19 protein-coding genes are annotated in these 19,979 nt (G+C 65.1%); 11 read left to right on the forward strand and 8 right to left on the reverse strand.

The annotated features are described in order from the left end of the window. The first annotated feature begins 227 nt into the window (after nt 1-227). The 4 genes from QA642_RS44930 (at nt 228) to modC (ending at nt 3,108) form a co-directional block, all read left to right on the forward strand. Nucleotides 228-731 carry a hypothetical protein gene (locus tag QA642_RS44930; protein ID WP_283082540.1) on the forward strand — a complete coding sequence of 168 codons (504 nt, stop codon included), beginning with the start codon at nt 228-230 and terminating at the stop codon, nt 729-731. Nucleotides 732-922: 191 nt separating this feature from the next. Then, nucleotides 923-1,708: a molybdate ABC transporter substrate-binding protein gene (modA, locus tag QA642_RS44935; protein WP_283082541.1), complete on the forward strand. Its 786-nt coding sequence runs from the start codon at nt 923-925 to the stop codon at nt 1,706-1,708. A gap of 39 nt (nt 1,709-1,747) precedes the next feature. Further along, nucleotides 1,748-2,443 (forward strand): molybdate ABC transporter permease subunit, encoded by a 696-nt coding sequence (gene modB / locus QA642_RS44940; protein WP_283082542.1) that lies wholly within the window; start codon nt 1,748-1,750, stop codon nt 2,441-2,443. Between the two features lie 2 nt (nt 2,444-2,445). After that, entirely contained in the window at nt 2,446-3,108 is a 663-nt protein-coding gene (modC, locus tag QA642_RS44945; protein WP_283082543.1) for a molybdenum ABC transporter ATP-binding protein, read from the forward strand. 161 nt (nt 3,109-3,269) lie between these two features. Here the strand turns inward: modC and QA642_RS44950 are convergent, their stop codons facing one another. Together QA642_RS44950 and QA642_RS44955 are read right to left on the reverse strand one after the other, a co-directional pair. Further along, nucleotides 3,270-3,530, reverse strand: a complete 261-nt coding sequence (locus QA642_RS44950; RefSeq protein WP_283082544.1) for a hypothetical protein — start codon at nt 3,528-3,530, stop codon at nt 3,270-3,272. A 306-nt stretch (nt 3,531-3,836) separates the two neighbouring features. Continuing rightward, on the reverse strand, nt 3,837-5,630 hold the full coding sequence (locus tag QA642_RS44955) for a potassium/proton antiporter (protein ID WP_283082545.1): 1,794 nt from the start codon (nt 5,628-5,630) through the stop codon (nt 3,837-3,839). 207 nt (nt 5,631-5,837) lie between these two features. On the opposite strand from QA642_RS44955, the gene QA642_RS44960 reads away from it, so the two are divergent. Beyond that, nucleotides 5,838-7,154, forward strand: coding sequence for a mechanosensitive ion channel domain-containing protein (locus QA642_RS44960; protein ID WP_283082546.1), 1,317 nt, complete (start codon nt 5,838-5,840; stop codon nt 7,152-7,154). Between the two features lie 120 nt (nt 7,155-7,274). Next, nucleotides 7,275-8,093: a type I methionyl aminopeptidase gene (gene map, locus QA642_RS44965; protein ID WP_283082547.1), complete on the forward strand. Its 819-nt coding sequence runs from the start codon at nt 7,275-7,277 to the stop codon at nt 8,091-8,093. 103 nt (nt 8,094-8,196) lie between these two features. Here the strand turns inward: map and QA642_RS44970 are convergent, their stop codons facing one another. Both QA642_RS44970 and QA642_RS44975 read right to left on the reverse strand, forming a co-directional pair. Beyond that, entirely contained in the window at nt 8,197-9,330 is a 1,134-nt protein-coding gene (locus tag QA642_RS44970) for a helix-turn-helix transcriptional regulator (protein ID WP_283082548.1), read from the reverse strand. 185 nt (nt 9,331-9,515) lie between these two features. After that, entirely contained in the window at nt 9,516-10,112 is a 597-nt protein-coding gene (locus QA642_RS44975; protein ID WP_283087111.1) for an Ada metal-binding domain-containing protein, read from the reverse strand. 131 nt (nt 10,113-10,243) lie between these two features. Between QA642_RS44975 and QA642_RS44980 the strand changes: the two genes are divergently transcribed. Continuing rightward, the gene (locus tag QA642_RS44980) at nt 10,244-11,182 is read left to right on the forward strand and encodes an EamA family transporter (RefSeq protein ID WP_283082549.1); all 939 of its coding nucleotides are present in this window, start codon (nt 10,244-10,246) and stop codon (nt 11,180-11,182) included. Between the two features lie 43 nt (nt 11,183-11,225). Here QA642_RS44980 and QA642_RS44985 read toward each other — a convergent pair whose 3' ends face one another. Then, nucleotides 11,226-11,660 (reverse strand): antibiotic biosynthesis monooxygenase family protein, encoded by a 435-nt coding sequence (locus tag QA642_RS44985; protein WP_283082550.1) that lies wholly within the window; start codon nt 11,658-11,660, stop codon nt 11,226-11,228. A gap of 165 nt (nt 11,661-11,825) precedes the next feature. Here QA642_RS44985 and radC point away from each other — a divergent pair, with 165 nt between their 5' ends. Then, nucleotides 11,826-12,539: a DNA repair protein RadC gene (gene radC / locus QA642_RS44990; RefSeq protein WP_283082551.1), complete on the forward strand. Its 714-nt coding sequence runs from the start codon at nt 11,826-11,828 to the stop codon at nt 12,537-12,539. A 782-nt stretch (nt 12,540-13,321) separates the two neighbouring features. Here the strand turns inward: radC and QA642_RS44995 are convergent. Further along, nucleotides 13,322-14,953: a GMC family oxidoreductase N-terminal domain-containing protein gene (locus QA642_RS44995; RefSeq protein ID WP_283082552.1), complete on the reverse strand. Its 1,632-nt coding sequence runs from the start codon at nt 14,951-14,953 to the stop codon at nt 13,322-13,324. A gap of 272 nt (nt 14,954-15,225) precedes the next feature. On the opposite strand from QA642_RS44995, the gene QA642_RS45000 reads away from it, so the two are divergent. After that, a complete protein-coding gene (locus QA642_RS45000; RefSeq protein WP_283082553.1) occupies nt 15,226-16,011 on the forward strand; it encodes a DUF4239 domain-containing protein in 786 nt (261 codons plus the stop codon). 18 nt (nt 16,012-16,029) lie between these two features. Here the strand turns inward: QA642_RS45000 and QA642_RS45005 are convergent, their stop codons facing one another. Then, nucleotides 16,030-16,350 carry a hypothetical protein gene (locus QA642_RS45005; protein WP_283082554.1) on the reverse strand — a complete coding sequence of 107 codons (321 nt, stop codon included), beginning with the start codon at nt 16,348-16,350 and terminating at the stop codon, nt 16,030-16,032. A gap of 303 nt (nt 16,351-16,653) precedes the next feature. Here QA642_RS45005 and QA642_RS45010 point away from each other — a divergent pair, with 303 nt between their 5' ends. Both QA642_RS45010 and QA642_RS45015 read left to right on the forward strand, forming a co-directional pair. Next, nucleotides 16,654-17,208, forward strand: coding sequence for a histidine phosphatase family protein (locus QA642_RS45010; RefSeq protein WP_283082555.1), 555 nt, complete (start codon nt 16,654-16,656; stop codon nt 17,206-17,208). Nucleotides 17,209-17,694: 486 nt separating this feature from the next. Further along, nucleotides 17,695-19,434, forward strand: a complete 1,740-nt coding sequence (locus QA642_RS45015) for a PQQ-binding-like beta-propeller repeat protein (RefSeq protein ID WP_283082556.1) — start codon at nt 17,695-17,697, stop codon at nt 19,432-19,434. A 92-nt stretch (nt 19,435-19,526) separates the two neighbouring features. Here QA642_RS45015 and QA642_RS45020 read toward each other — a convergent pair whose 3' ends face one another. Beyond that, nucleotides 19,527-19,904, reverse strand: a complete 378-nt coding sequence (locus QA642_RS45020) for a hypothetical protein (protein ID WP_283082557.1) — start codon at nt 19,902-19,904, stop codon at nt 19,527-19,529. Nucleotides 19,905-19,979: the final 75 nt, after the last annotated feature.

Below are 19,979 nucleotides of genomic sequence, written 5' to 3' on the forward strand. Positions count from 1 at the left end.
AGGTCACTCGGAATCCCGGTAACCACACCCGCCTGTGGCTATGGATCCCGGGCTCGCGCTGCGCGCGCCCCGGGATGACGGAGTCATGACTGGCTCCTATCCACTGGAATGCGGTAGAATGCACTGCCCCGAGGCCGTAAGCCCGCGGCATTTCGGGATGCGCATCCCGTCCATCAACAACCCTGACCGCAAGCCGCGCCCTCGCGCGGCCAACGATGAGAATTGACATGCGCGTCCTCACCCTCCTCGCTGTGCTTTCGCTCAGCGTGACCTCCGCCCTGGCTGCCGAGGAGCCGAGTGGCTGCGACAAGTTCAAATGGCCGATCGAGCGCGAGCGCGCGGCGCTGACGGCGCCGGATCGTGCCAAGCTGGCCTCGGGGGCCGAGCAGGCCGCGCTGCCGGCGGCCGCCATCACGCTGGGGCTGGTCGCGCCGCAGGAGGCCAAGCTGCCGACGCCGCCGGAGCGGGCGCCGAAGGACGGTACCTTTGCCGGCTTCACCAGCATCAAGACGGCGAAGGCCGGGCTCTACACGATCAGCCTGTCCAGCGGGGCCTGGGTCGACGTGGTCCAGGACGGGCATTTCCTCAAGCCCGTGGCGTTTAGCGGCGCCACCGATTGCGACGGCATCCGCAAGACCATGAAATACGAGCTCTCGGACAAGCCGTTCGTGCTCCAGGTCAGCGGCGCCAAGGACAATGCGCTGTCGATCGCGATCCTGCCGGCCCAATAGATCCTCCGTCGGTCAAACGGTCGCCTTTGACCTGAAGCCCCGGCCTGCTATGTTTGCACTGCGATATCCCCGCCGGCCGTAAGCCGCTGCGGGGACACGTGGAACAGCGCTTCCGCCCGTCGCGACCAGACCTAACCCAACGCCAGATTTGCGTGTGCATTTGCGCGCGCGAGCTCGCACGGAGCGCATCCATGATTCGTATTGCCGGACTTTTCACCGCCTTCGTCATCCTCGCGGGCGCGAGCCTCTCGCCTGCCGCCGCCGAGGACAAGACCATCACCGTGTTCGCCGCGGCGTCGATGAAGAACGCGCTCGACGAGATCGACGCCGCCTACACCGCCAAGACCGGCGTCAAGTTCAGCGTCAGCTATGCCGCAAGCTCGGTGCTCGCCAAGCAGATCGAGCAGGGCGCGCCGGCCGACGTGTTCGTCTCGGCCGATACCGACTGGATGGACTACGCGATCTCCAAGAAGACGATCAACGAGCCGACTCGCGTGAACCTGCTCGGCAACAGCATCGTGCTGATCGCGCCGAAGGATTCCAAGGTCGACAACGTCACCATCGCGCAAGGCTTCGACCTCGCCAAGCTCGCCGGCGATGGCAAGATCGCAACCGGCGACGTCAAGTCGGTGCCGGTCGGCAAGTATGCGAAGGCCGCGCTGGAGAAGCTGGGCGCCTGGCAGGCCGCCGAGCCGAAATTCGCGATGGCCGAGAGCGTGCGCGCCGCGCTGACGCTGGTCGCCCGCGGCGAGGCCGCGCTCGGCATCGTCTATTCCACCGACGCCAAGGTCGAGCCCGGCGTCAAGATCGTCGGCACCTTCCCGGCGGATTCGCATCCGGCGATCATCTATCCCGTTGCGGCGACCACGACCGCGAAGCCGGAGACGAACGACTACCTCGCCTTCCTGCGCTCGACGGCCGCCAAGACCATTCTGGAAAAATACGGCTTCAAGTTCCTGGTCAGTCCGACAACCTGATTTTTGCGACTTGATTTTGCCACCTGATATTACGACTTGATGCTCGACATTTCTCCCGCCGAATGGACGGCGATCCTGCTCTCGCTCAGGGTCGCCGTCATTGCCACGCTGGTCGCAACGCCGTTCGGCATTGCGCTGGCATGGCTGCTCGCCCGCAAGGATTTCTGGGGCAAGTCGGTGCTCGATGCCGTCGTGCATCTGCCGCTGGTGCTGCCGCCTGTCGTCACCGGCTATCTGCTGCTGCTCACCTTCGGCCGCCGCGGCTTCGTCGGCGGCTTCCTCGCCGATCATCTCGGCATCGTGTTCGCATTCCGCTGGACCGGCGCCGCGCTGGCCTGCGGCGTGATGGCGTTTCCTCTGCTGGTGCGGCCGATGCGGCTGTCGATCGAGGCGATCGACCGCCGGCTCGAGCAGGCAGCCGAGACGCTCGGCGCCGCGCCGTGGAAAGTGTTCTTCACCGTGACGCTGCCGCTGGCGCTGCCCGGCGTGCTCGCCGGCATGGTGCTGGGCTTTGCCAAGGCGATCGGCGAGTTCGGCGCGACCATCACCTTCGTCTCCAACATCCCCGGCGAGACCCAGACGATTTCCTCGGCGATCTATTCGCTGATCCAGACGCCCGACGGCGATGCCGCGGCGGGCCGGCTCGTCATCGTCTCGATCGTGCTGGCGATCGGCGCGCTGATCGCCGCCGAATGGTTCGCCCGCCGCGCCACGCAGCGCCTGCACGGGAATTGACCATGCTGCGCGTCGACATCGAAAAGAAGCTCGGCGAGTTCTCGCTGTCCGCATCCTTCACCGGCGAGGGCCGTGTCATCGGCCTGTTCGGCGCCTCGGGCGCCGGCAAGAGCTCGCTGGTCAACATGATCGCCGGGCTGTTGCGGCCCGATCGCGGCACCATCGTGATCGACGGCGACACCGTCGACGACACCGCGGCCGGCATCCATGTGCCGACCTATCGCCGCCGCATCGGCTATGTGTTCCAGGACGCGCGGCTGTTTCCGCATTTCAGCGTCGCGCAAAATCTCGACTACGGCCGTCGCATGAACGGGCTTGCGCCTGATCCCGGCCAGCACAAGCGCATCATCGACCTGCTCGACATCGGCGCGCTGCTCGACCGCCGTCCCGGAAAGCTTTCCGGCGGCGAGCGCCAGCGCGTCGCGCTCGGCCGCGCGCTGCTGTCGAAGCCGCGACTCCTGCTGCTCGACGAGCCGCTCGGCGCGCTCGACGAGGGCCGCAAGCTCGAGATCCTGCCCTACCTGGTGCGGCTGCGCGACGAAGCCAATGTTCCGATGGTCTATGTCAGCCACGACGCCGCCGAGCTGCGCCAGCTCGCGACACAAATCGTGATGCTGAAGCAGGGTCGCGTGACGTCGTTCGGCGGGGTGAAGGTGCTGACGTAGGGCGACGTGCGTGTGCTGGTGACGTCCCGTCCTTGCCTCACCACCGCAGTCATGCCCCGGCTCGACCGGGGCATCCAGTACGCCGCGGCTGCTCCGTGTCCGCGCACCGTCTCTGGAATACTGGATTGCCCGCTTTCGCGGGCAATGACAGCGAGGTGTGTCTACCAGCCGCGATCGACGTTGCGCACCTCACCGGTGCGGGCATCGACATCGACCTCCATCCAGCGACCGGTGCGGTCGCGGCCTTCGATCTGCCATTCATCGCCGAGGAAGTTCGTGTGCGAGACCGTCATGACGCCGATGTCGGTCGCGACGTCGAGCGCGACTTGCATCGAGATCTGGTCGCCGGTGTCGTAGGCCATCGCCGGCGCAGCCGATCCGAGACCGATCGCGACGATGGCAGGCAAGATGAAACTTCGCATGGAACTGCTCCTGTCAAAGACGTTGACCGTCACGCGAAGAACGAGCAACGCAGCAGGGTGTTCCGGAACCGGCGGTCACGAGGGCGCGCAAATCTTCAGCGGTTGCGGCGATTTGGCGGCGGTTTCGTGCGAACTGCACCACGCCATCGGAGCGCATTCAGCACGCACCAGCATTGCAACCAGCGACGACCCCTTCGTAGGGTGGGCAAAGGCGCGCTCTTCGCGCGCCGTGCCCACGTCTTCTTTTGGTGGGCACGGCGCAAGGGCGCCTTTGCCCACCCTACGGCAGCAGCGTCCACGGTGGCGTCAGACCCCCGCCACCGAGGTCCACACATCCGCCAGCTTGCGCCGCAGCGCCTGCCGGCGCGTCAGCGGCGCGGGCGGCTCCTCGTCTTCGGGCAGGCGCAAGCCGACGACGTTGACGCGGCCGCCGGAGATGCTGCGCGCGACCAGCACGATCGCGTCCAGCGGCAGCTCGGCGCCCTCTTTCGGGGCGCGGTCGAGATGGACGTCGAAATAATCGGCGAGCGTCAGCTTGCCCTCGTCCTCACTGATCTTGACGCCGTAGATCTCGGCAAGCTCGGCCAGTGTGTGCTCCCCGGAGACCATGAAGTCGCCGAGCAGATGCGGATCGGGCGCCGAGCTCGGCTGCATGTCGACGAAGAAGCGGTCGAGCGCCTCGGCCTTCTCCGGCGGTGCCAGCAGATAGATGTAGTCGCCGGGCGCGATCGGATCGGCTTCCGTCGGCGTCAGGATGTTCTCGTTGCGGATCACCAAGGTCGGCTTGGACCAGGACGGGATCAGGCCGCGGCGGAAATAGAGGCTCTTGGATCGCACCGGATAGCCGACGAGCTGCTGCTCGAGCTGGCCGGGCAGATCGAGCTCGACGCGGCGCGGGCCGCGCTCGGCGCGCGGCAGCGCAACGTGCAGCTTGCGCGCGGCCGGCGCCAGCGTCCAGCCCTGCAGCAGCAGCGAGATGATGACGACGACAAAGGCGACGTCGAAATAGAGATAGGCTTTTGACAGGCCGACCAGCATCGGGATCGAGGCGAGGAAGATCGCGACCGCGCCGCGCAGGCCGGTCCAGGCGATGAAGATCTTTTCGCGCCAGTTGAAGCGGAACGGCGCGAGGCACACGAATACCGCGAGCGGCCGGGCCACCAGCATCAGGACCAGCGCGACGGCGACGGCCGGCAGCACGCTGGCGCCGAGCCGGCTCGGCGAGACCAGCAGGCCCAGCAGCACGAACATCACGATCTGCGCCAGCCAGGTCGCGGCATCGAGGAAGGTGACGACCGAATTATGCGCGCGGGTCGGGCGGTTGCCGATGATGATGCCGGCGAGATAGACCGCGAGAAAGCCCGAGGCATGCATGATCTGCGAGCCGCCGAAGATCACCAGCGCACCAGTGGTGACGAACGGCGCATGCAGGCCCTGCGGCAACGCCACCTGGTTCAGCGCGATGACGACGAGCCGTCCGCCGATGACGCCGACGACGGCGCCCAGCACCGCCTCCTGGACGAACTCCATCAGCACATGGCCGGGCGAGCTCGAGCCGAGCGAGATGTATTCCACCAGCATCAGCGTGAGGAAGATCGCGAACGGATCGTTGGTGCCGGATTCCGCCTCAAGCGTCGCGCCGACGCGTGGGCGCAGGCGCAGCCCCTGGGTGTGCACCAGCAGGAACACGGCGGCGGCGTCGGTCGAGGCGACCACGGCGCCGACCAGCAGCGATTCCGCCCAGTTGAGATCGAGCGCAAATTTCGCGAACGGCGCCGTGACCAGCGCGGTCAGCAGCACGCCGACGGTAGCGAGCACCAGGGACGGGGCGAGCACGGTGCGGATGCTGGCAAAGCGCGTCTTCAGGCCGCCGTCGAACAGGATCAAAGCGAGGGCCACCGAGCCGACCAGATAGGTGGTGCCGACGTCATTGAACTGGATCTGCCCGGGGCCGGAATCCCCGGCGAGCATGCCGATGGCAAGGAAGACGAGCAGCAAGGGCGCGCCGAAGCGCAGCGCAAGCAGGCTCGACAGGATACCGGCCATCACCAGGACGGCGCCGAGCAAAATGGCGAGGCTGAAGGAGTCGAGGGAGGCCATCCACCTTCCGGGTACAAATCGCTGGATTTTCATCCTTATCGTCGGCATTCCCCCGCGCCAACCCATTTTCGCGGCTCGCGGCAATCTGCCCGTATTTTGCGGCCTTAACGCGCCTCACTTCACGGTGTATCGATGGCCGGTCCGCACCCTTTGTGGGATTCTGCGGCGCCCTCGAATCAATCCTCTCCCCGCCTTCCGACGAGACCGATGGACATGGACCTCAAAGACTTCATGGAGTTCGTGCAGACGACCGCGCGCAGCGTCGGGGCGGAGATTTCCTCGCCCTGGTTCTACCTGCAATTTGGTCTCATTCTCGCGGCAGCCGGCCTCGCCTATGCCGCGGAAGCCGGCATTCGCAATCGCGTCGACATGACATCGCTGGCGATGGGCTGGCCGCTGCCGCTGCGGCACTTCTCGCGGGTGATGATGTCGAGCGCCTCGACGGCGGTGTTCACCCTGCTCGTGATCGTCTGCCGCGTGGTGATGTACCATGCGACCTGGCCGAGCCGCTCCTATCTGCTGATGGTCGCCGCCAAGATGGGGCTGGCCTGGCTCGTGATCCGGCTGGTGACCTCGGTCCTGCGCAACGCCTTCATCGTCAAGCTGGTCTCGATCACCGCCTGGTTCGTCGCGGCGCTGTCCATCATCGGCCAGCTCGATTCGACCGTCGATCTGCTCGATTCCTTCGCCATCGTGCTCGGCGGCCTCAGGCTGACGCCGCTCCTCGTCATCAAGGCCGGCGCGCTGCTGCTGATCGCGCTCTGGGCCACCAACATCGCCAGCAATTTCGCCGAGAGCCGGATCAATTCGACCACCGATCTGACCCCGTCGGTGCAGGTGCTGCTGGTCAAGATCATCCGCATCGGGCTGCTTGCCGTCGCCATCGTGATCGCGCTCGGCGCGGTTGGCATCGACCTCTCGGCGCTCGCGGTATTCTCCGGCGCGGTCGGCGTCGGCATCGGTATCGGCCTGCAGAAGATCGTCGCCAATTTCATCTCGGGCATCATCCTGCTCGCCGACAAGTCGGTGAAGCCGGGCGACCTCGTCACCATCGGCGACAACACCGGGCGCATCAGCGCGATGAAGACGCGCTATATTTCCGTCGCCGCAGGCGACGGCCGCGAATTCCTGGTGCCGAACGAGGACCTGGTGACGCAGAAGGTCGTCAACTGGACCTATACCGACAAGAACACGCTGGTGAAGATCGCCTTCGGCACCAATTACGACGCCGACCCGCGCGTGGTCACCAAGCTCGCCGCCGAGACCGCCGCCGCCCATCCGCGCGCGACGAAGGGCAAGCCGCCGAACAGCATTTTGACCGAGTTCGCCGAGGCCGGGATGAAGTTCTCGCTGACCTTCTGGATCGCGGACCCCGACGGCATGGACAACGTCAAGAGCGACGTCATGCTGGCGCTGTGGGACGCCTTCAAGCGCGAGGGCATCCGGGTTCCCTACCCCGTCCGCGAAATCCGCGTCCGCGGCGGCGCCCTGCCGGTCGAAACCACCGTAGAAGTCCCGAATTAGGCCCGCTTTCGGGCGCAAAGACCACGCTCGGCTTGCATGAAGGCGGGCAATCATTAAATTAGGGCCTGAAATCAAGCTTTTCCGCCGACATCGAGATTCAGCCCGGAAGACCGCACAAGCATGAGCTACGTCGAAGCCACCGATACCTCCCTGCGCAAGACCGGACAGATCAAGCTGCACGGGCCGAGCGCCTTTGCCGGCATGCGCAAGGCAGGAGCGCTGGTGGCGAAGTGCCTCGACGAGCTCACCGACATCGTCGGCCCCGGCGTGCCGACCTCGAAGATCGACGAATTCGTCCGCGACTTCGCCTTCAGCCACGGCGCCTATCCGGCTACACTGATGTATCGCGGCTATCGCTACTCGACCTGCACCTCGCTCAACCACGTGGTCTGCCACGGCATGCCCGGCGACCGTCCGCTGAAAGAGGGCGACATCGTCAACATCGACGTCACCTTCATCGTCGACGGCTGGTACGGCGATTCCAGCCGGATGTATGCGGTCGGCCCGATCGCGCGCAAGGCGGAGCGGCTGATCGAGGTGACGTATGAGGCGATGATGCGCGGCATCGCCGCCGTAAAACCCGGCGCCACCACCGGCGACATCGGCCACGCCATCCAGAGTTTTGTCGAGCCGCAGGGCATGAGCGTGGTGCGCGATTTCTGCGGCCATGGCCTTGGCCGCATGTTCCACGACGAGCCGAACATCATCCATATCGGCCGGCCCGGCGAGGGCGTGCAGCTCAAGCCCGGCATGTTCTTCACCATCGAGCCGATGATCAATCTCGGCAAGCCGCATGTGAAGATCCTGTCCGACGGCTGGACCGCGGTGACCCGCGACCGCTCGCTGTCGGCGCAGTTCGAGCACTCGGTCGGCGTCACCGCCACGGGCGTCGAGATCTTCACGCTGTCGGAGCGGCACGGCGAAAAGCAGATCGGGTGATTTCAGACTCCGGCTCGATCAAGACGTTCGAGCTTGCCGACCACGCGCCGCCATCGGGCGGCGCCGTTGCGTGATGACACATCAGATGCCGAGGCGGAACGATTCAGGCGCGAAACGGATCCGCATGCGCCGCAACCAGCTTCACCAGCTCGGCCTGGCGGTGCACGCCCGTCTTGGCGAACAGACGTTGCAGATGGGTTTTGACCGTGGTTTCGGCGATCCCTAGCGCCGGGGCCGTCTTCGGCACGCCGGTGACACTCATCATGGCCTGAAGAACGCGAACCTCGCCGGGTGTGAGCTTGTAACGCCTGGCGACCGTTTCGAGCGGCGGCGGTGCGTAGGCCGAGACCTTGCGAACGAAGATAGCGGCCACGGCCGAATGAACCCTGCCTTGCCGACGGCGGGCGCCCGAGGTGAGCGGCAGCACGTGGGCAAACCAGCCATGGTCCGACTGCTCCATCAGCGGCACCGCGATCCCGCTGACGCCGATCGCGCCGTCGCCGTCGTTCGCGGCAACCAGGAGGTCCCGCAGGATGCGGGCTGCGTGAGGATCGACGGCGGTCAGCACGTTTCGCGGGCGGCTCAAGACCGTTCCGCTGTCGCACAACGCCTGGCCGGCCTCGTTGACGAACACGATCCGGCCAGAGCTATCGACGAGATAGACGCAGGAGCCGATCGCATCGAAGGCATCCGACAGGGCTGACGACCCCTCCCTGTGAACGTCGATCACGTTCCCGATCAGCACGGCGCGCCGCATATGGGGGACCAACAGCCGCATCCGATGGCGCATGCCATCGTCGACCAGCCCCTGCCTTTCGTTGCGAAACACCCCGAAGAGGGCGAAGCCGTTCGCCGATTTGTCGAGGGTCGCGGCAAGATGATCGACCCAGCCGTTGGGTTTCGCCCACTTCTGGTAGACCGGCGTGGCGATGAATTCCTCGTAGGGCATGAGATCAGCGATGCTGTAGATGTCCCCGACCTCGAAAAAGAACTGGCTAACGGTGACCGGATCGAACCGCACATGATCGTTGAAATACGCGGTGAGGGCATCCGCGGGCATGTTCCAGTTGTATCGGGCCGCCCCTTGCCGCGCGACGACCTCCTTGGAGTAGAGCGATGCTGCCGTTCCGCCGACGAACTGACATGTCTGCTCGAGGACGTCGGTCCATAGTGCTGAATCGAGGGCGGCATCGTAGATGTCCCCGATCAGGTGCGATACCAGATCCACGTCAACCATCGTTCGGCAGCTCCATCATCCGATCGGTTGGTAGCGGTATCCTGGAAGAACGACGTCCTCCGAATGGAGGATGGTATGGGCGACGAGACCTTCACTGTCGGAGCGGCACAGCGAGAAGCAGGTCGGGCCGTAACGCCCCGTCATTCCGGGGCGCTGCGCAGCGCCCCGGAATGACAACCAAACTACTATCGCCGCCGACGGAATGACGACGGCGGCCGCTTGTAGGTCGCGACAAATGCATCGTTGAATCTGCGCACGCTGCCGAAACCGGCGGCGAAGGCGATCTCCGCCAATGTCATGCTGGTCTGGTCGATCAGACGCTTGGCTTCCTGCACACGGCGGGTCGCGGCGATCTCGCTCGGGCTCGCACCGGCGTGACGCATGAACAGGCGGAGCAGATGGCGTGAGCCCACTCCCAAGACTTCCGCAAGGTCCTTCATCGACGCGCGATCGAGAAAGCCGTCATTGATCAGGCGCATCCCGCGCGCGACGGTGCTGGCCGTGCCCATCCACGCCGGCGAGCCCGGGGCCGTTTCCGGCCGGCAGCGCAGGCACGGACGGAAGCCGGCGCGCTCGGCGGCGGCAGCCGTCGGGTAGAAGGTCACGTTCTCGGAGCGCGCCGGGCGAACCGGACAGACCGGCCGGCAATAGATACGCGTCGAGCGAACGCCGGAGAAGAACAGGCCATCGAAGGCGCAAGCCCGCGCCAGGCGCGCCCGGTCGCAGGTCGCCCAGTCGAGATGCGGTGGCAACGCCTGTGGCTGCGCGGAAACCTTCGCCATGATGCAATGATAATTCATCTGACCTCGCCGAGTAGCTGAAATCGGACTCGGTCGGGCGATGAGGTCCGAATTCAGCCAGCCTGCGCCGCCGCGCCGGATCATGGTCCCGGTCCATCCGGGAGCAGATTCGCATGAGCACGCAGGCGCAACGAACGACGTCAGGACAAATCACTCTCGTCATCGAGATCGGGCTTCTGCTGCTGCTCTCGCTGATCTGGGGTAGCTCGTTCACGCTGATCAAGGTCGCGATCTCATCGATCCCGCCGTTTACGATGGTCGCCGCGCGCGTGACGATCGCGGCCATCCTTCTGGTCGGGATTGCCCATGCGCAGGGACACGCCCTTCCCCGCCGAGGGTCGGTCTGGGCCGGCTTCTTCGTGCAGGGACTGCTGCAAAGCGCGCTGCCGTTTACCCTGATCAGTTGGGGCGAGATGCATATCGCAAGCGGTCTTGCCGGCGTGCTCAATGCCACCCCGCCGATGTTCGTGCTCGCGATCGCGATGACGACCGGACGCGGACGGCAGGCCGTCACCAGGTGGAAGATCATCGGCGTCGCGCTCGGCCTTGCCGGCGTGGCAGTCACGATGGGTCTCGATGCGTTGTCCGGAATCGGCACCGCCGCGCCGTTGGCGCAGGCGGCCGTGCTCGGCGCCAGCCTCTGCTACGCGCTCGCACCCATGTGGGGCCAGCGGTTCTCGAAGCTTCCGGCCATCGTCACGGCCGCCGGCGCCATGAGCTGCGCCGCGATCCCGATGGTTCCCGCCGCACTCATCCTCGAGCGGCCTTGGACGCTCGCGCCGACGTCGCAGGCGGTCGCAGCCGTCATCGGCCTCGCCGTGGTCTGCACCGCGCTCGCGATGGTGATCTATTTCCGCCTGATCCGCACGCTTGGCCCACTCGGCACCACCAGCGGCAGCTATCTGCGCGCGGGATTTGCGGTGGCGCTCGGCACGGCATGGCTCGGCGAGCGCTTCACTTTGTCGGCCCTCACAGGCATGGCGCTCATTCTGGCCGGGGTCATCGCAATCACGATGCCCATGCCAGCGCGGAAACGTGAACCCGGACAGTGAGAGCGGCCGCGGGGCGGTCTTCTGGACCGTCCCGCGCTTGGGGTCAGGCGTGGTTGACCTCGACGACCTCGCACAGGATCGTCTCGGCCTTCGAGAGTGCGGCAAGCTTCTGGATGTACGGTGCAAATCGCGGATCCCCGCGAAAATTCTCGATGTCCCCGGCGCTCCGCCATTGCGAGTAGTTGATCGCGCGGCGGCCCTCCTTGCTGGCGTGGACGCTGGACGAGATGAAGCCGGGCTGCTTGCTGAAGAAGGTCTCGGTACCCTCCTTCAGGAGCTGAACCAGCTTCTGCTGGTTGTCCGGGTCGACCGTGAAGACGTTGACGAGGGTCGCGATATCGCTGCCGATGCGAATGGTCGCTTCCATCTTCGCCGTGCCGTTCTGGCCATGGGACGGGACCGCCTGGGCGGCGAGCAGCGCGCCGGCTCCGGTGGCAACGAGGGCACGGCGCGATAACGCAGGTTTGGTCTCGGACATCGATGTTCTCCTTTTTCGGACGGTCGGCCCTCATTGGGCCAACAGCGCTGAGACGAACGAGGGCGCGGCAAGGAGACAGCCGGCACGGATTTTTTGAGGGCTGAGCCGCGGGGCCGCGACACTTCATGGTTGCAAAACGCGCACCGTACGGCATGGTTGTGGCCGATGCCCGCCAAGCCAGACCACGACAAGAGCAAGCCGGAGGACGCGCCGCACTATCACGGCCATCGCGAGCGGCTGCGCGAGCGCTTCTACAGCGCCGGCGCGGACGCGCTCAGCGACTACGAGCTGCTCGAGATGGCGCTGTTTGCGGCGCTACCGCGGCGCGACACCAAGCCGCTGGCGAAGACGCTGATCAAGACATTCGGATCGTTCGCCGAGGTCGTGCACGCGCCGGTGGCGCGCCTGCGCGAGGTCGACGGCGTCGGCGAAGCCGCGATCAACCAGCTCAAGCTGATCGCGGCCGCGGCGCATCGCGTCGCCAAGGGCGAGGTCAACAGCCGCAACGCGCTATCGTCCTGGAACGAGGTGATCGCCTATTGCCGCAGCAGCATGGCCTTTGCCGACAAGGAGCAATTCCGCCTGCTGTTCCTCGACAAGCGCAACCAGCTGATCGCCGACGAGGTCCAGCAGACCGGCACCGTCGACCACACGCCGGTCTATCCGCGCGAGGTGATCAAGCGCGCACTGGAATTGTCAGCGACCGCGCTGATCCTGGTGCATAATCATCCCAGCGGCGATCCTTCGCCGTCGCAGGCCGACATTCAGATGACGAAGGCGATCATCGACATCGCAAAGCCGCTCGGGATTGCCGTGCACGACCACATCATCGTCGGCAAGAACGGGCATGCAAGCCTGAAGGGGATGCGGCTGATTTGAATGGCGTCGACTCTTGGAGGCTAATCTTGGAGGCTAAAGCGGACCTTACCGCGAACCTCGCAAAACGACGCGATTGACCGTCTGCAAATCCCGCAGCGCAGCAGTCTCCTGCCGTACCAAAGTGTGCTATCCCTTCGGCCGGAAGCACGGGAGGGACTGGGCAATGAACCGGCGCTCCTTCATCGGGTTCCTCGGCGGCGCGGGGGCGACGCCGGAAGGTCTCTCAGCGGGCTCGGCAGGGCGGGCCGATGATCACTTCCCTACGGCAGCGACCCTCTAAGGTCCGCGACACCAAAATCTACCGTAGCTCCGCCACCGTTCTCGGAAGTTGTCTGGGTGCGGGCCTCGCTGTGCTCTGACACAGCGATGATCCGGACGCCTTTCTTCTCCGCCGGTCCGACATTTCGAGCGAGGATCGCGCCAAGCAAAAGCATCGTGACCATCAGTCCGCTCACGGACGCAGTCACATAAAGATTGGACCAATCGCGCATCACTACACCACCCATGCGCACCGCCCCGGCCCGATGCAACATGCGTCGTTGAGTCGTTGGGCGATTTGGTGGCGCGGCAGTGGCGTTCTGGCGTTCACCTCACTTGTTACGCGGCGGCGGCGGCCACTAATTGCAGGTGCACGACCACATCATCGTCGGCAAGAACGGGCATGCGAGCCTGAAGGGGATGCGGCTGATTTGAATGACGTCGGCTCTTGGAGCTAACTTCGGGGCTAACTCAAGCGAACCTGACCGCGAACCTCGCAGAACGACGCGATTGGGGAGAGTCCCTCAACAACCGGGCGTTGGAGCGAGGGCTGGCCTGCCTCGCAAGACATCAGAAGCCTTTTCCGCGATCATGATGACTGCTGCGTTGATGTTACCGCCAACCATGTCCGGCATGACCGATGCGTCGACAACGCGAAGGTTCTCAACCCCATGAACGCGCAACTCGCTGTCGACAACGGTCATTCCATCGCTTTCCGGTCCCATGCGGCACGTGCCGAGCGGATGATGGACGGTGATACCCGTGGCCGCGATATGGGCGTCGAGCCCGGAGTCCGACCAGTTGTCCGGGCCCGGCGCCAGTTCGGCGGCAATGAACGGTTTCAGCGCGAGCTGATGCCCGACGTCGCGCGCCAGCCGCAGGCCCTCGCGCAGGACGATGCGGTCGTAATCAGTCGCGAGATAGTTGCCAACGATCCGTGGGGCGGTTGATGGATCGCGCGAAACGAGGTCCAGACGCCCTCGGCTCTCCGGCCTGAGCAGGACGACCCGGCAGGAGAAGCCGTCGGCATAGGGCTGCACGACCGGGCTGAAGTAGGGTCCGGCCGTCATGGGAAGCGCGACGAACAGGAACTGCACATCCGGCACGTTGCCGCCGACCCTAGTGTTCAGGAACGCCATGGCGGCCGCGGGCAGGTCGCTCGCGATGCCGGTGCCGAACAGCTGTTGCCGCACGAGATCGATCGCGATCCGGTCGGCGCGCATGCGTCTGTGCAACGGACCGGCGCCGCGTCGAGCATAGGCGACCGGCGCGGAAATGTGGTCCTGCAAGTTCTGTCCGACGCCGCGCAGCGCCATGCGGACCGGAATGTCGTGGCGCTGAAGCACGTCGGGATCGCCAATGCCCGACAGCATCAACAGATGCGGCGAACCGATGACGCCGGCGGCAAGGATGATCTCGCGATCGGCATGTGCTGTCTGCGTCCTGCCGCCGTGCAGGTACGCGACGCCAACCGCGCGTCGGCCCTCGAAGATAATGGAGCTTGCCGGGGCACCCGTGACGATGTCGATCTGGCCGCGCCGCAGCGCCGGCCGCAGATAGGCAACGGCCGCGCTGCATCTCCGTCCACGGCGGATGGTCGATTGCCAACGGCCGAAGCCTTCCTGTTGTGCGCCGTTGTAGTCCGGTGTGACCGGATGGCCGGCTGCTTCTCCCGCTGCCATGAAGGCGTCCACGAGAGGGTCCTGGTAGCGGCTGAAGCGCGTGGTGAGCGGGCCGTCGCCGCCGCGCCAGGTGTCGGCACCTCCTTCCCATGACTCCTGCCGCCGGAAATAGGGAAGAACGTGCGCATAGGACCAGTCGCGAAGCCCGGCCGACGCCCAGCGGTCATAGTCGCTGCGATGGCCACGCACATAGGCCATGGCGTTGGTCGAGGATGAACCGCCGATGACCTTGCCGCGCGCGAATTCGATGGGCCGGCCGCCCATGCTCGCTTCAGGCTCGGTGAAGAAGCCCCAGTCGTTCCGCTGTTTGAGAAACATCCGCGGCCACAGAAGCGGGACGTGGATATGCAGATCACGATCCCAGCCACCGGCTTCCAGCAGAAGCACGCGCGTGTCGGGATCCTCTGTCAGACGGCTGGCCAGTGTGCAGCCAGCGGACCCGGCCCCGATAATGATGTGGCTGTATGTAACCATCTCGCTCTTCCTCGATATGGTTTAGTCCTTTGAGGTGAGAGCTGAAGTCCGCTGATGATCACTCGTGAGTGAAATGGCACACGCCTTCAAAGGCTAACGTGATGATCACAATCGGTCACTTCTTACAGTGCCCTGTCCACGTCCCCTGCTATCGACATTGCCAAGCCGCTCGGGATTGCCGTGCACGCTACATCATCGTCGGCAGAAGCGGGCGTGCGAGTTTGCGCGGGATGCGGTTGATCTAGGGCACCAAATCAGGCGACAAGAGCAGCATGAGCGACTGGCTGCACAATCTGCCTGTGCCCTTGATGGCGTTGGTGATCTTTGGATTCACCTATTTCCTCGCCGCGGCGATCTTCTCCGGCATCGCGCTGGCCGCGACGGAGGAGCGCGCCAAATCGCTGAAGGCGATCTCGCCGGGGATGCTGCCGGTGCTCGGCATCATCTTCGGCCTGTTCGTCGCCTTCATCGCGGCGCAGGTCTGGGGCGACAGCGACCGCGCCAGCGCCGCGGTGAGCCGCGAGGCCAGCGCGCTGCGCAGCGTCGTGCTGCTCGCCGCCGGCCTGCCGGCGGAGCAGGAGACCAAGCTGAGTGGTCTCGTGCGCGACTATGTCGGGCAGGCAGTGGCGGTGGAATGGCCGATGATGGCGCATCAGCAAGCCTCGCTGAAGGTGACACCGCCGGCGCTCGCGGAAGCCCTGCAGCTCGTCGTCGCCATGACGCCGCAGGGCACGGGGCAGGCGAACGTGCAGCGCGAGCTGCTCGCCGCGCTGGAGCAGGCACTGGATGCGCGGCGGCAGCGGATCATCGTCAGCCTCGCCGCGGTCAATCCGGTCAAATGGTGGTGCCTGTATCTGCAGGCCGCCTGCGCGCTGCTGGTGATCGGGCTCGTTCATTGCGACAACCGCCTGGGATCGGCGATCGCGATGGGCCTGTTCGCGACCGGCGTCGCCACCTCGGTGCTGCTCATCGCCGCCCACGACCGGCCGTTCGCCGGGCAGATCTCGATCCAGCCGGAGCCGCTGCTCCAGATCATGCCGGCGGGCGCGAAGAGTTAAAGCGCGAGGGCTCGAGCCTTAATAGCAATAGCGGGGATCGACCCGGACGTAATAGCCGTCGGGGCGCTGCATGTAGCAGCCGCGCTGATAGGCGTAATAGCCGGAGCGACGGCGCTCGCCCTCGGAGGCGATGGCAGCGCCCGTGCCGGCACCGACGACGGCGCCGATTGCCGCGCCGCGGCCGCCGCCAAGCGCGCCTCCGAGGATCGCCCCGCCGACACCACCAATGATCGCGCCGCCGAGGGCATCCTGGGCCGCCGCTTCATGCGCCGGCATCACCATCGCGACCGTCAGACATGCCGAGATCGCAAAACTTCCAATACCCAGACCTCGAAGCATGCTCGCCCTCCCTGTGGTGAGGCGAATCTTAACGCCCGCCATGGATTCAGGCCAGATCAAATCGCCTGCCTTGCGGCTCCGAGTACCGACAGAGGTCGCCCTAGCACTACTTTGGCAGAATCGGCGTGCCCCCGGGCCCGGACCGCTCTTTCCACGAAAGTTGACATATGAGAGAGCCACGTACTCGCTCCAGAAGGTGCGAACGCGTATCGCTTCCATTCCCACCGTCCGGAAGACCGCCGCTGGCCTGAACGTCCGCGAAACTAACTTTTATAAGACGCTCGAAAGTGGAACAGTATTGGCATGACACAGCGCATCCACCTGATACGGCACGGTCAGCCGGCCTGTCGTCCGCAGGCGGCACTCTCGCGTCAGGACTACCGGTGCTGGGTCGAGGCATACGATGCAGCAGGGATCATGGATTGGCCGCCTAATTCGCTCGTAAAATGGCTTGAATCTGCCGGGATCGACAAAGTGATCTCGAGTTCCCTACCGAGGGCCTCCGAATCGGCAAGGGCATTGCTTAAGTCAGATAGGGTGTACAGCGATCCGCTGTTCAACGAGGCAGCTATCACCATCCCAACCATCCCTTTGCGTATGAACTCCAGCGCATGGACCGCAATTGGCAGGATAACATGGCTATGCGGCGCTCCTGCAGATGAGGACATTACCGCATTTCGTCTGCGTGCTCGCGCAGCAACCGAAAAGCTTATGCAATCTGAAGGCGCGGACGAAACGGCCCTGATAGGGCACGGATGGATGAACCGAATGATCGGTCACAATCTGCGAAAGCGCGGTTTTCAAATTCAGTACCGTAGCTACAACGGTTACTGGTCCCGGACCACTCTTGTGCGGTAGCACTGCTTGGGCAGGTTGTTGATTTTGTCGCGCTTCGACAACGGCGAAAGCTAATTCTGCCAAAGTAGTGCTAGGACGTGGACTCACCAAGACGCAGCCATAGCTTGATTGCCGCGAGTTGAACCAAGGCCAAGGTAGTTGGCGGCGAGGCCATCATGGCGCTTCGCAACCCGACGACATTGTTTGATCCCGATGATCAGACACTGGTAATCTGCCCCTCATGCTCGCTTTGGTTGTTTATTCGTGATACGCCTTGACGACCACGCGCGCTGATCTTCTGTTGCCGAAGCGCGCTTCGTTATGACGAGGGTGGCGAGAATGACGAGTACGGCCAGGCACCGCTCTGGATACACTCTCTTCGCACGTCTCCTGCTTGGAGTGGGCATATTGCTCACCGGCGTGCTTCCGGATCATGCGGAGGAGGCGCCAAGCTCGCGTGGCGAGGCACTTTACCGCACGCACTGCTCATCGTGCCACGAGGGTGGCGTGGCACGCGCGCCTGACGCCGCCGCGCTACGGCAATTCAGGCCCGAGCGGGTGAGCTTTGCCTTGATGTTCGGCATGATGAGCCAGCAGGGACGCGACCTGAGCCAACACGACATTCAGGAAATCGTTCGCTATCTCGTCGGGACACCACCGGAGCAGCAGCCGCCACTACCGGATTCCACATGCGGTGAGCGGGGCCCAGCGCTTGCGGACGCTTCGTTGCCGCGCTGGAACGGCTGGGGCGTCGACATCGCTCAACACCGCTTTCAACCTGCTGTCATGGCCCAGCTTTCACCGGACGATGTTCCGCGCCTGAAGCTCAAATGGGCGTTCGGCTTTCCCGGCGATACCAGAGCCTACGCGCAGCCGACGGTTTGGGGCGGTCGGGTCTTCGTGGGCAGTGCGGGAGGCAAGGTCTATGCGCTGGATGCCAGACTTGGCTGCCAGCGCTGGGTGTTCGACGCCGGCTTCGGCGTACGCACCGCGATCACCATCGGCGAGGATGAGCGGGGCACGACCGCCTATTTCGGCGATCAACGCGGTGAGGCTTATGCGCTCGATGCCGAGAGCGGGAAGCTGCTGTGGAGGACACGTGTCGATGCGCATGCGGGGGCCGTGATCACGGGCGCGCCGACCTTGGCCAATCATGTGCTTTATGTGCCAGTCTCCTCCGTCGAAGAGGTATTGGCGATCGATCCACGCTATTCGTGCTGCACCTTCCGCGGTCTGATTGCCGCGCTCGACACCAGGACCGGCGAGGTGCTGTGGCGCGGCTATGTCAGCCCGCCGGCCCAGCCAATCCGCCTCAACGAGATCGGTGTCCAGCTCTTCGGACCCTCTGGCGGCGCGATCTGGTCGTCGCCGACCATCGACCTCAAGACAAATCGGATCTATGCGACGACGGGCGACAGTTATCTGGACCCGGCCTCCACGACCTCCGACGCGTTTGTGGCCTTCGATCTGGGCACCGGACGGCTCGCCTGGTCGCGGCAGATGACCGAGGGTGATGCCTACAACATCGCGTGCAGCGGCCAGTATCGCGCCAACTGCCCCGGCACCAAGGGTCCCGATTTCGATTTCGGCTCCTCTCCGATCCTGGTCGATCTACCTGACGGACGTCGTGCGCTCGTTGCCGGCCAGAAATCCGGCATGGTGTACGCGCTCGATCCGGACCGCGATGGTGCCATCATCTGGCAGCGCCGGGTAGGACTCGGCAGCACGCTCGGCGGCGTGCAATGGGGCTCGGCTGCGGATGATGCCAACGTCTATGTCGCGGTGTCGGATGTCGGCTTGAAGGCCGTGCCGCCGGCCACCGCCGGCGCGCAGAAATCGGTCTTTGGGATACCCATGAAGCTCGATCCAAGTCAGGGCGGCGGGCTGTACGCGATGAACCAGGCGACGGGCGAGATCGTCTGGCACGCGGCACATCCGGGCTGCGGAGATCGGCCGGGATGCAGCCCTGCGCAGTCGGCTGCGGTAACCGCGATTCCTGGTGTGGTGTTCTCCGGCGGACTGGACGGCCACCTGCGGGCCTATGCCGTCAAGAGCGGCGAGATCATCTGGGACGTCGACACCATGCGGGACTATGCGACCGTGAACGGCGTATCGGCGCATGGCGGCTCGCTCGATGGACCGGGACCGGTGATCGCCGGGGGCATCCTCTACGTCAACTCGGGCTACACAAATTATGGTACCGCGCCCGGCAACGTGCTGCTCGCCTTCTCCGTGGACGGACAGTAGGCGGGACGTTTTTGCGCACAACGCCTGCGTGGTCAGCGGGCGGTTGTGTTGCCGAACCGATACACGCCATCTTCACGGTCGGCGCGAGCCGGTCAGCGGGGCTCGATCCAGCGCTGCACGGCCTCCGCGGTGTCCGCGGGCGTGGTGTTGAAGCAGATCGCCGCGTCCGGTGCCAGGCAATGGACGAGGTTGAGCACCTTCTCGAACAGCAGCAGCCGCTCCTTCGGCTCGCGCAGGCCGGCGCCGATCACGATGCAGTCGAAGCGCTCGTCGCGCAGCGCCGCGGTCACGGCGGCCTCCGCCGTCGCGTCGAGGTCGATCAGGCAGCTCGTGACCTCGAAGCCGAGATCGCGCAGGCGCAACAGCTGCGCCTCGATATAGTTGCGCACGAGCTCCGGCGTGAGCTGCGGGAACGCGTCGTAATCCGCATTGCCGGGTTCGATGCCGATCGCGAGGACGCGCTTGGCCATGCAGGGCTCCTTGCCGGACCTTCCGGCTCGTCAACCGACTGACGGCCCCGCCAGTTCCCTTGGGGACGGCCCCGG

Source organism: Bradyrhizobium sp. CB2312 (assembly GCF_029714425.1).
In the GTDB taxonomy this organism is placed as follows: domain Bacteria; phylum Pseudomonadota; class Alphaproteobacteria; order Rhizobiales; family Xanthobacteraceae; genus Bradyrhizobium.

Coding starts and splice junctions, on each gene's coding strand:
- QA642_RS44930 (WP_283082540.1), top strand. CDS start 228: ATGCGCGTCCTCACCCTCCTCGCTGTGCTTTCGCTCAGCGTGACCTCC.
- modA (WP_283082541.1), top strand. CDS start 923: ATGATTCGTATTGCCGGACTTTTCACCGCCTTCGTCATCCTCGCGGGC.
- modB (WP_283082542.1), top strand. CDS start 1,748: ATGCTCGACATTTCTCCCGCCGAATGGACGGCGATCCTGCTCTCGCTC.
- modC (WP_283082543.1), top strand. CDS start 2,446: ATGCTGCGCGTCGACATCGAAAAGAAGCTCGGCGAGTTCTCGCTGTCC.
- QA642_RS44950 (WP_283082544.1), bottom strand. CDS start 3,530: ATGCGAAGTTTCATCTTGCCTGCCATCGTCGCGATCGGTCTCGGATCG.
- QA642_RS44955 (WP_283082545.1), bottom strand. CDS start 5,630: ATGGCCTCCCTCGACTCCTTCAGCCTCGCCATTTTGCTCGGCGCCGTC.
- QA642_RS44960 (WP_283082546.1), top strand. CDS start 5,838: ATGGACATGGACCTCAAAGACTTCATGGAGTTCGTGCAGACGACCGCG.
- map (WP_283082547.1), top strand. CDS start 7,275: ATGAGCTACGTCGAAGCCACCGATACCTCCCTGCGCAAGACCGGACAG.
- QA642_RS44970 (WP_283082548.1), bottom strand. CDS start 9,330: ATGGTTGACGTGGATCTGGTATCGCACCTGATCGGGGACATCTACGAT.
- QA642_RS44975 (WP_283087111.1), bottom strand. CDS start 10,112: ATGGCGAAGGTTTCCGCGCAGCCACAGGCGTTGCCACCGCATCTCGAC.
- QA642_RS44980 (WP_283082549.1), top strand. CDS start 10,244: ATGAGCACGCAGGCGCAACGAACGACGTCAGGACAAATCACTCTCGTC.
- QA642_RS44985 (WP_283082550.1), bottom strand. CDS start 11,660: ATGTCCGAGACCAAACCTGCGTTATCGCGCCGTGCCCTCGTTGCCACC.
- radC (WP_283082551.1), top strand. CDS start 11,826: ATGCCCGCCAAGCCAGACCACGACAAGAGCAAGCCGGAGGACGCGCCG.
- QA642_RS44995 (WP_283082552.1), bottom strand. CDS start 14,953: ATGGTTACATACAGCCACATCATTATCGGGGCCGGGTCCGCTGGCTGC.
- QA642_RS45000 (WP_283082553.1), top strand. CDS start 15,226: ATGAGCGACTGGCTGCACAATCTGCCTGTGCCCTTGATGGCGTTGGTG.
- QA642_RS45005 (WP_283082554.1), bottom strand. CDS start 16,350: ATGCTTCGAGGTCTGGGTATTGGAAGTTTTGCGATCTCGGCATGTCTG.
- QA642_RS45010 (WP_283082555.1), top strand. CDS start 16,654: ATGACACAGCGCATCCACCTGATACGGCACGGTCAGCCGGCCTGTCGT.
- QA642_RS45020 (WP_283082557.1), bottom strand. CDS start 19,904: ATGGCCAAGCGCGTCCTCGCGATCGGCATCGAACCCGGCAATGCGGAT.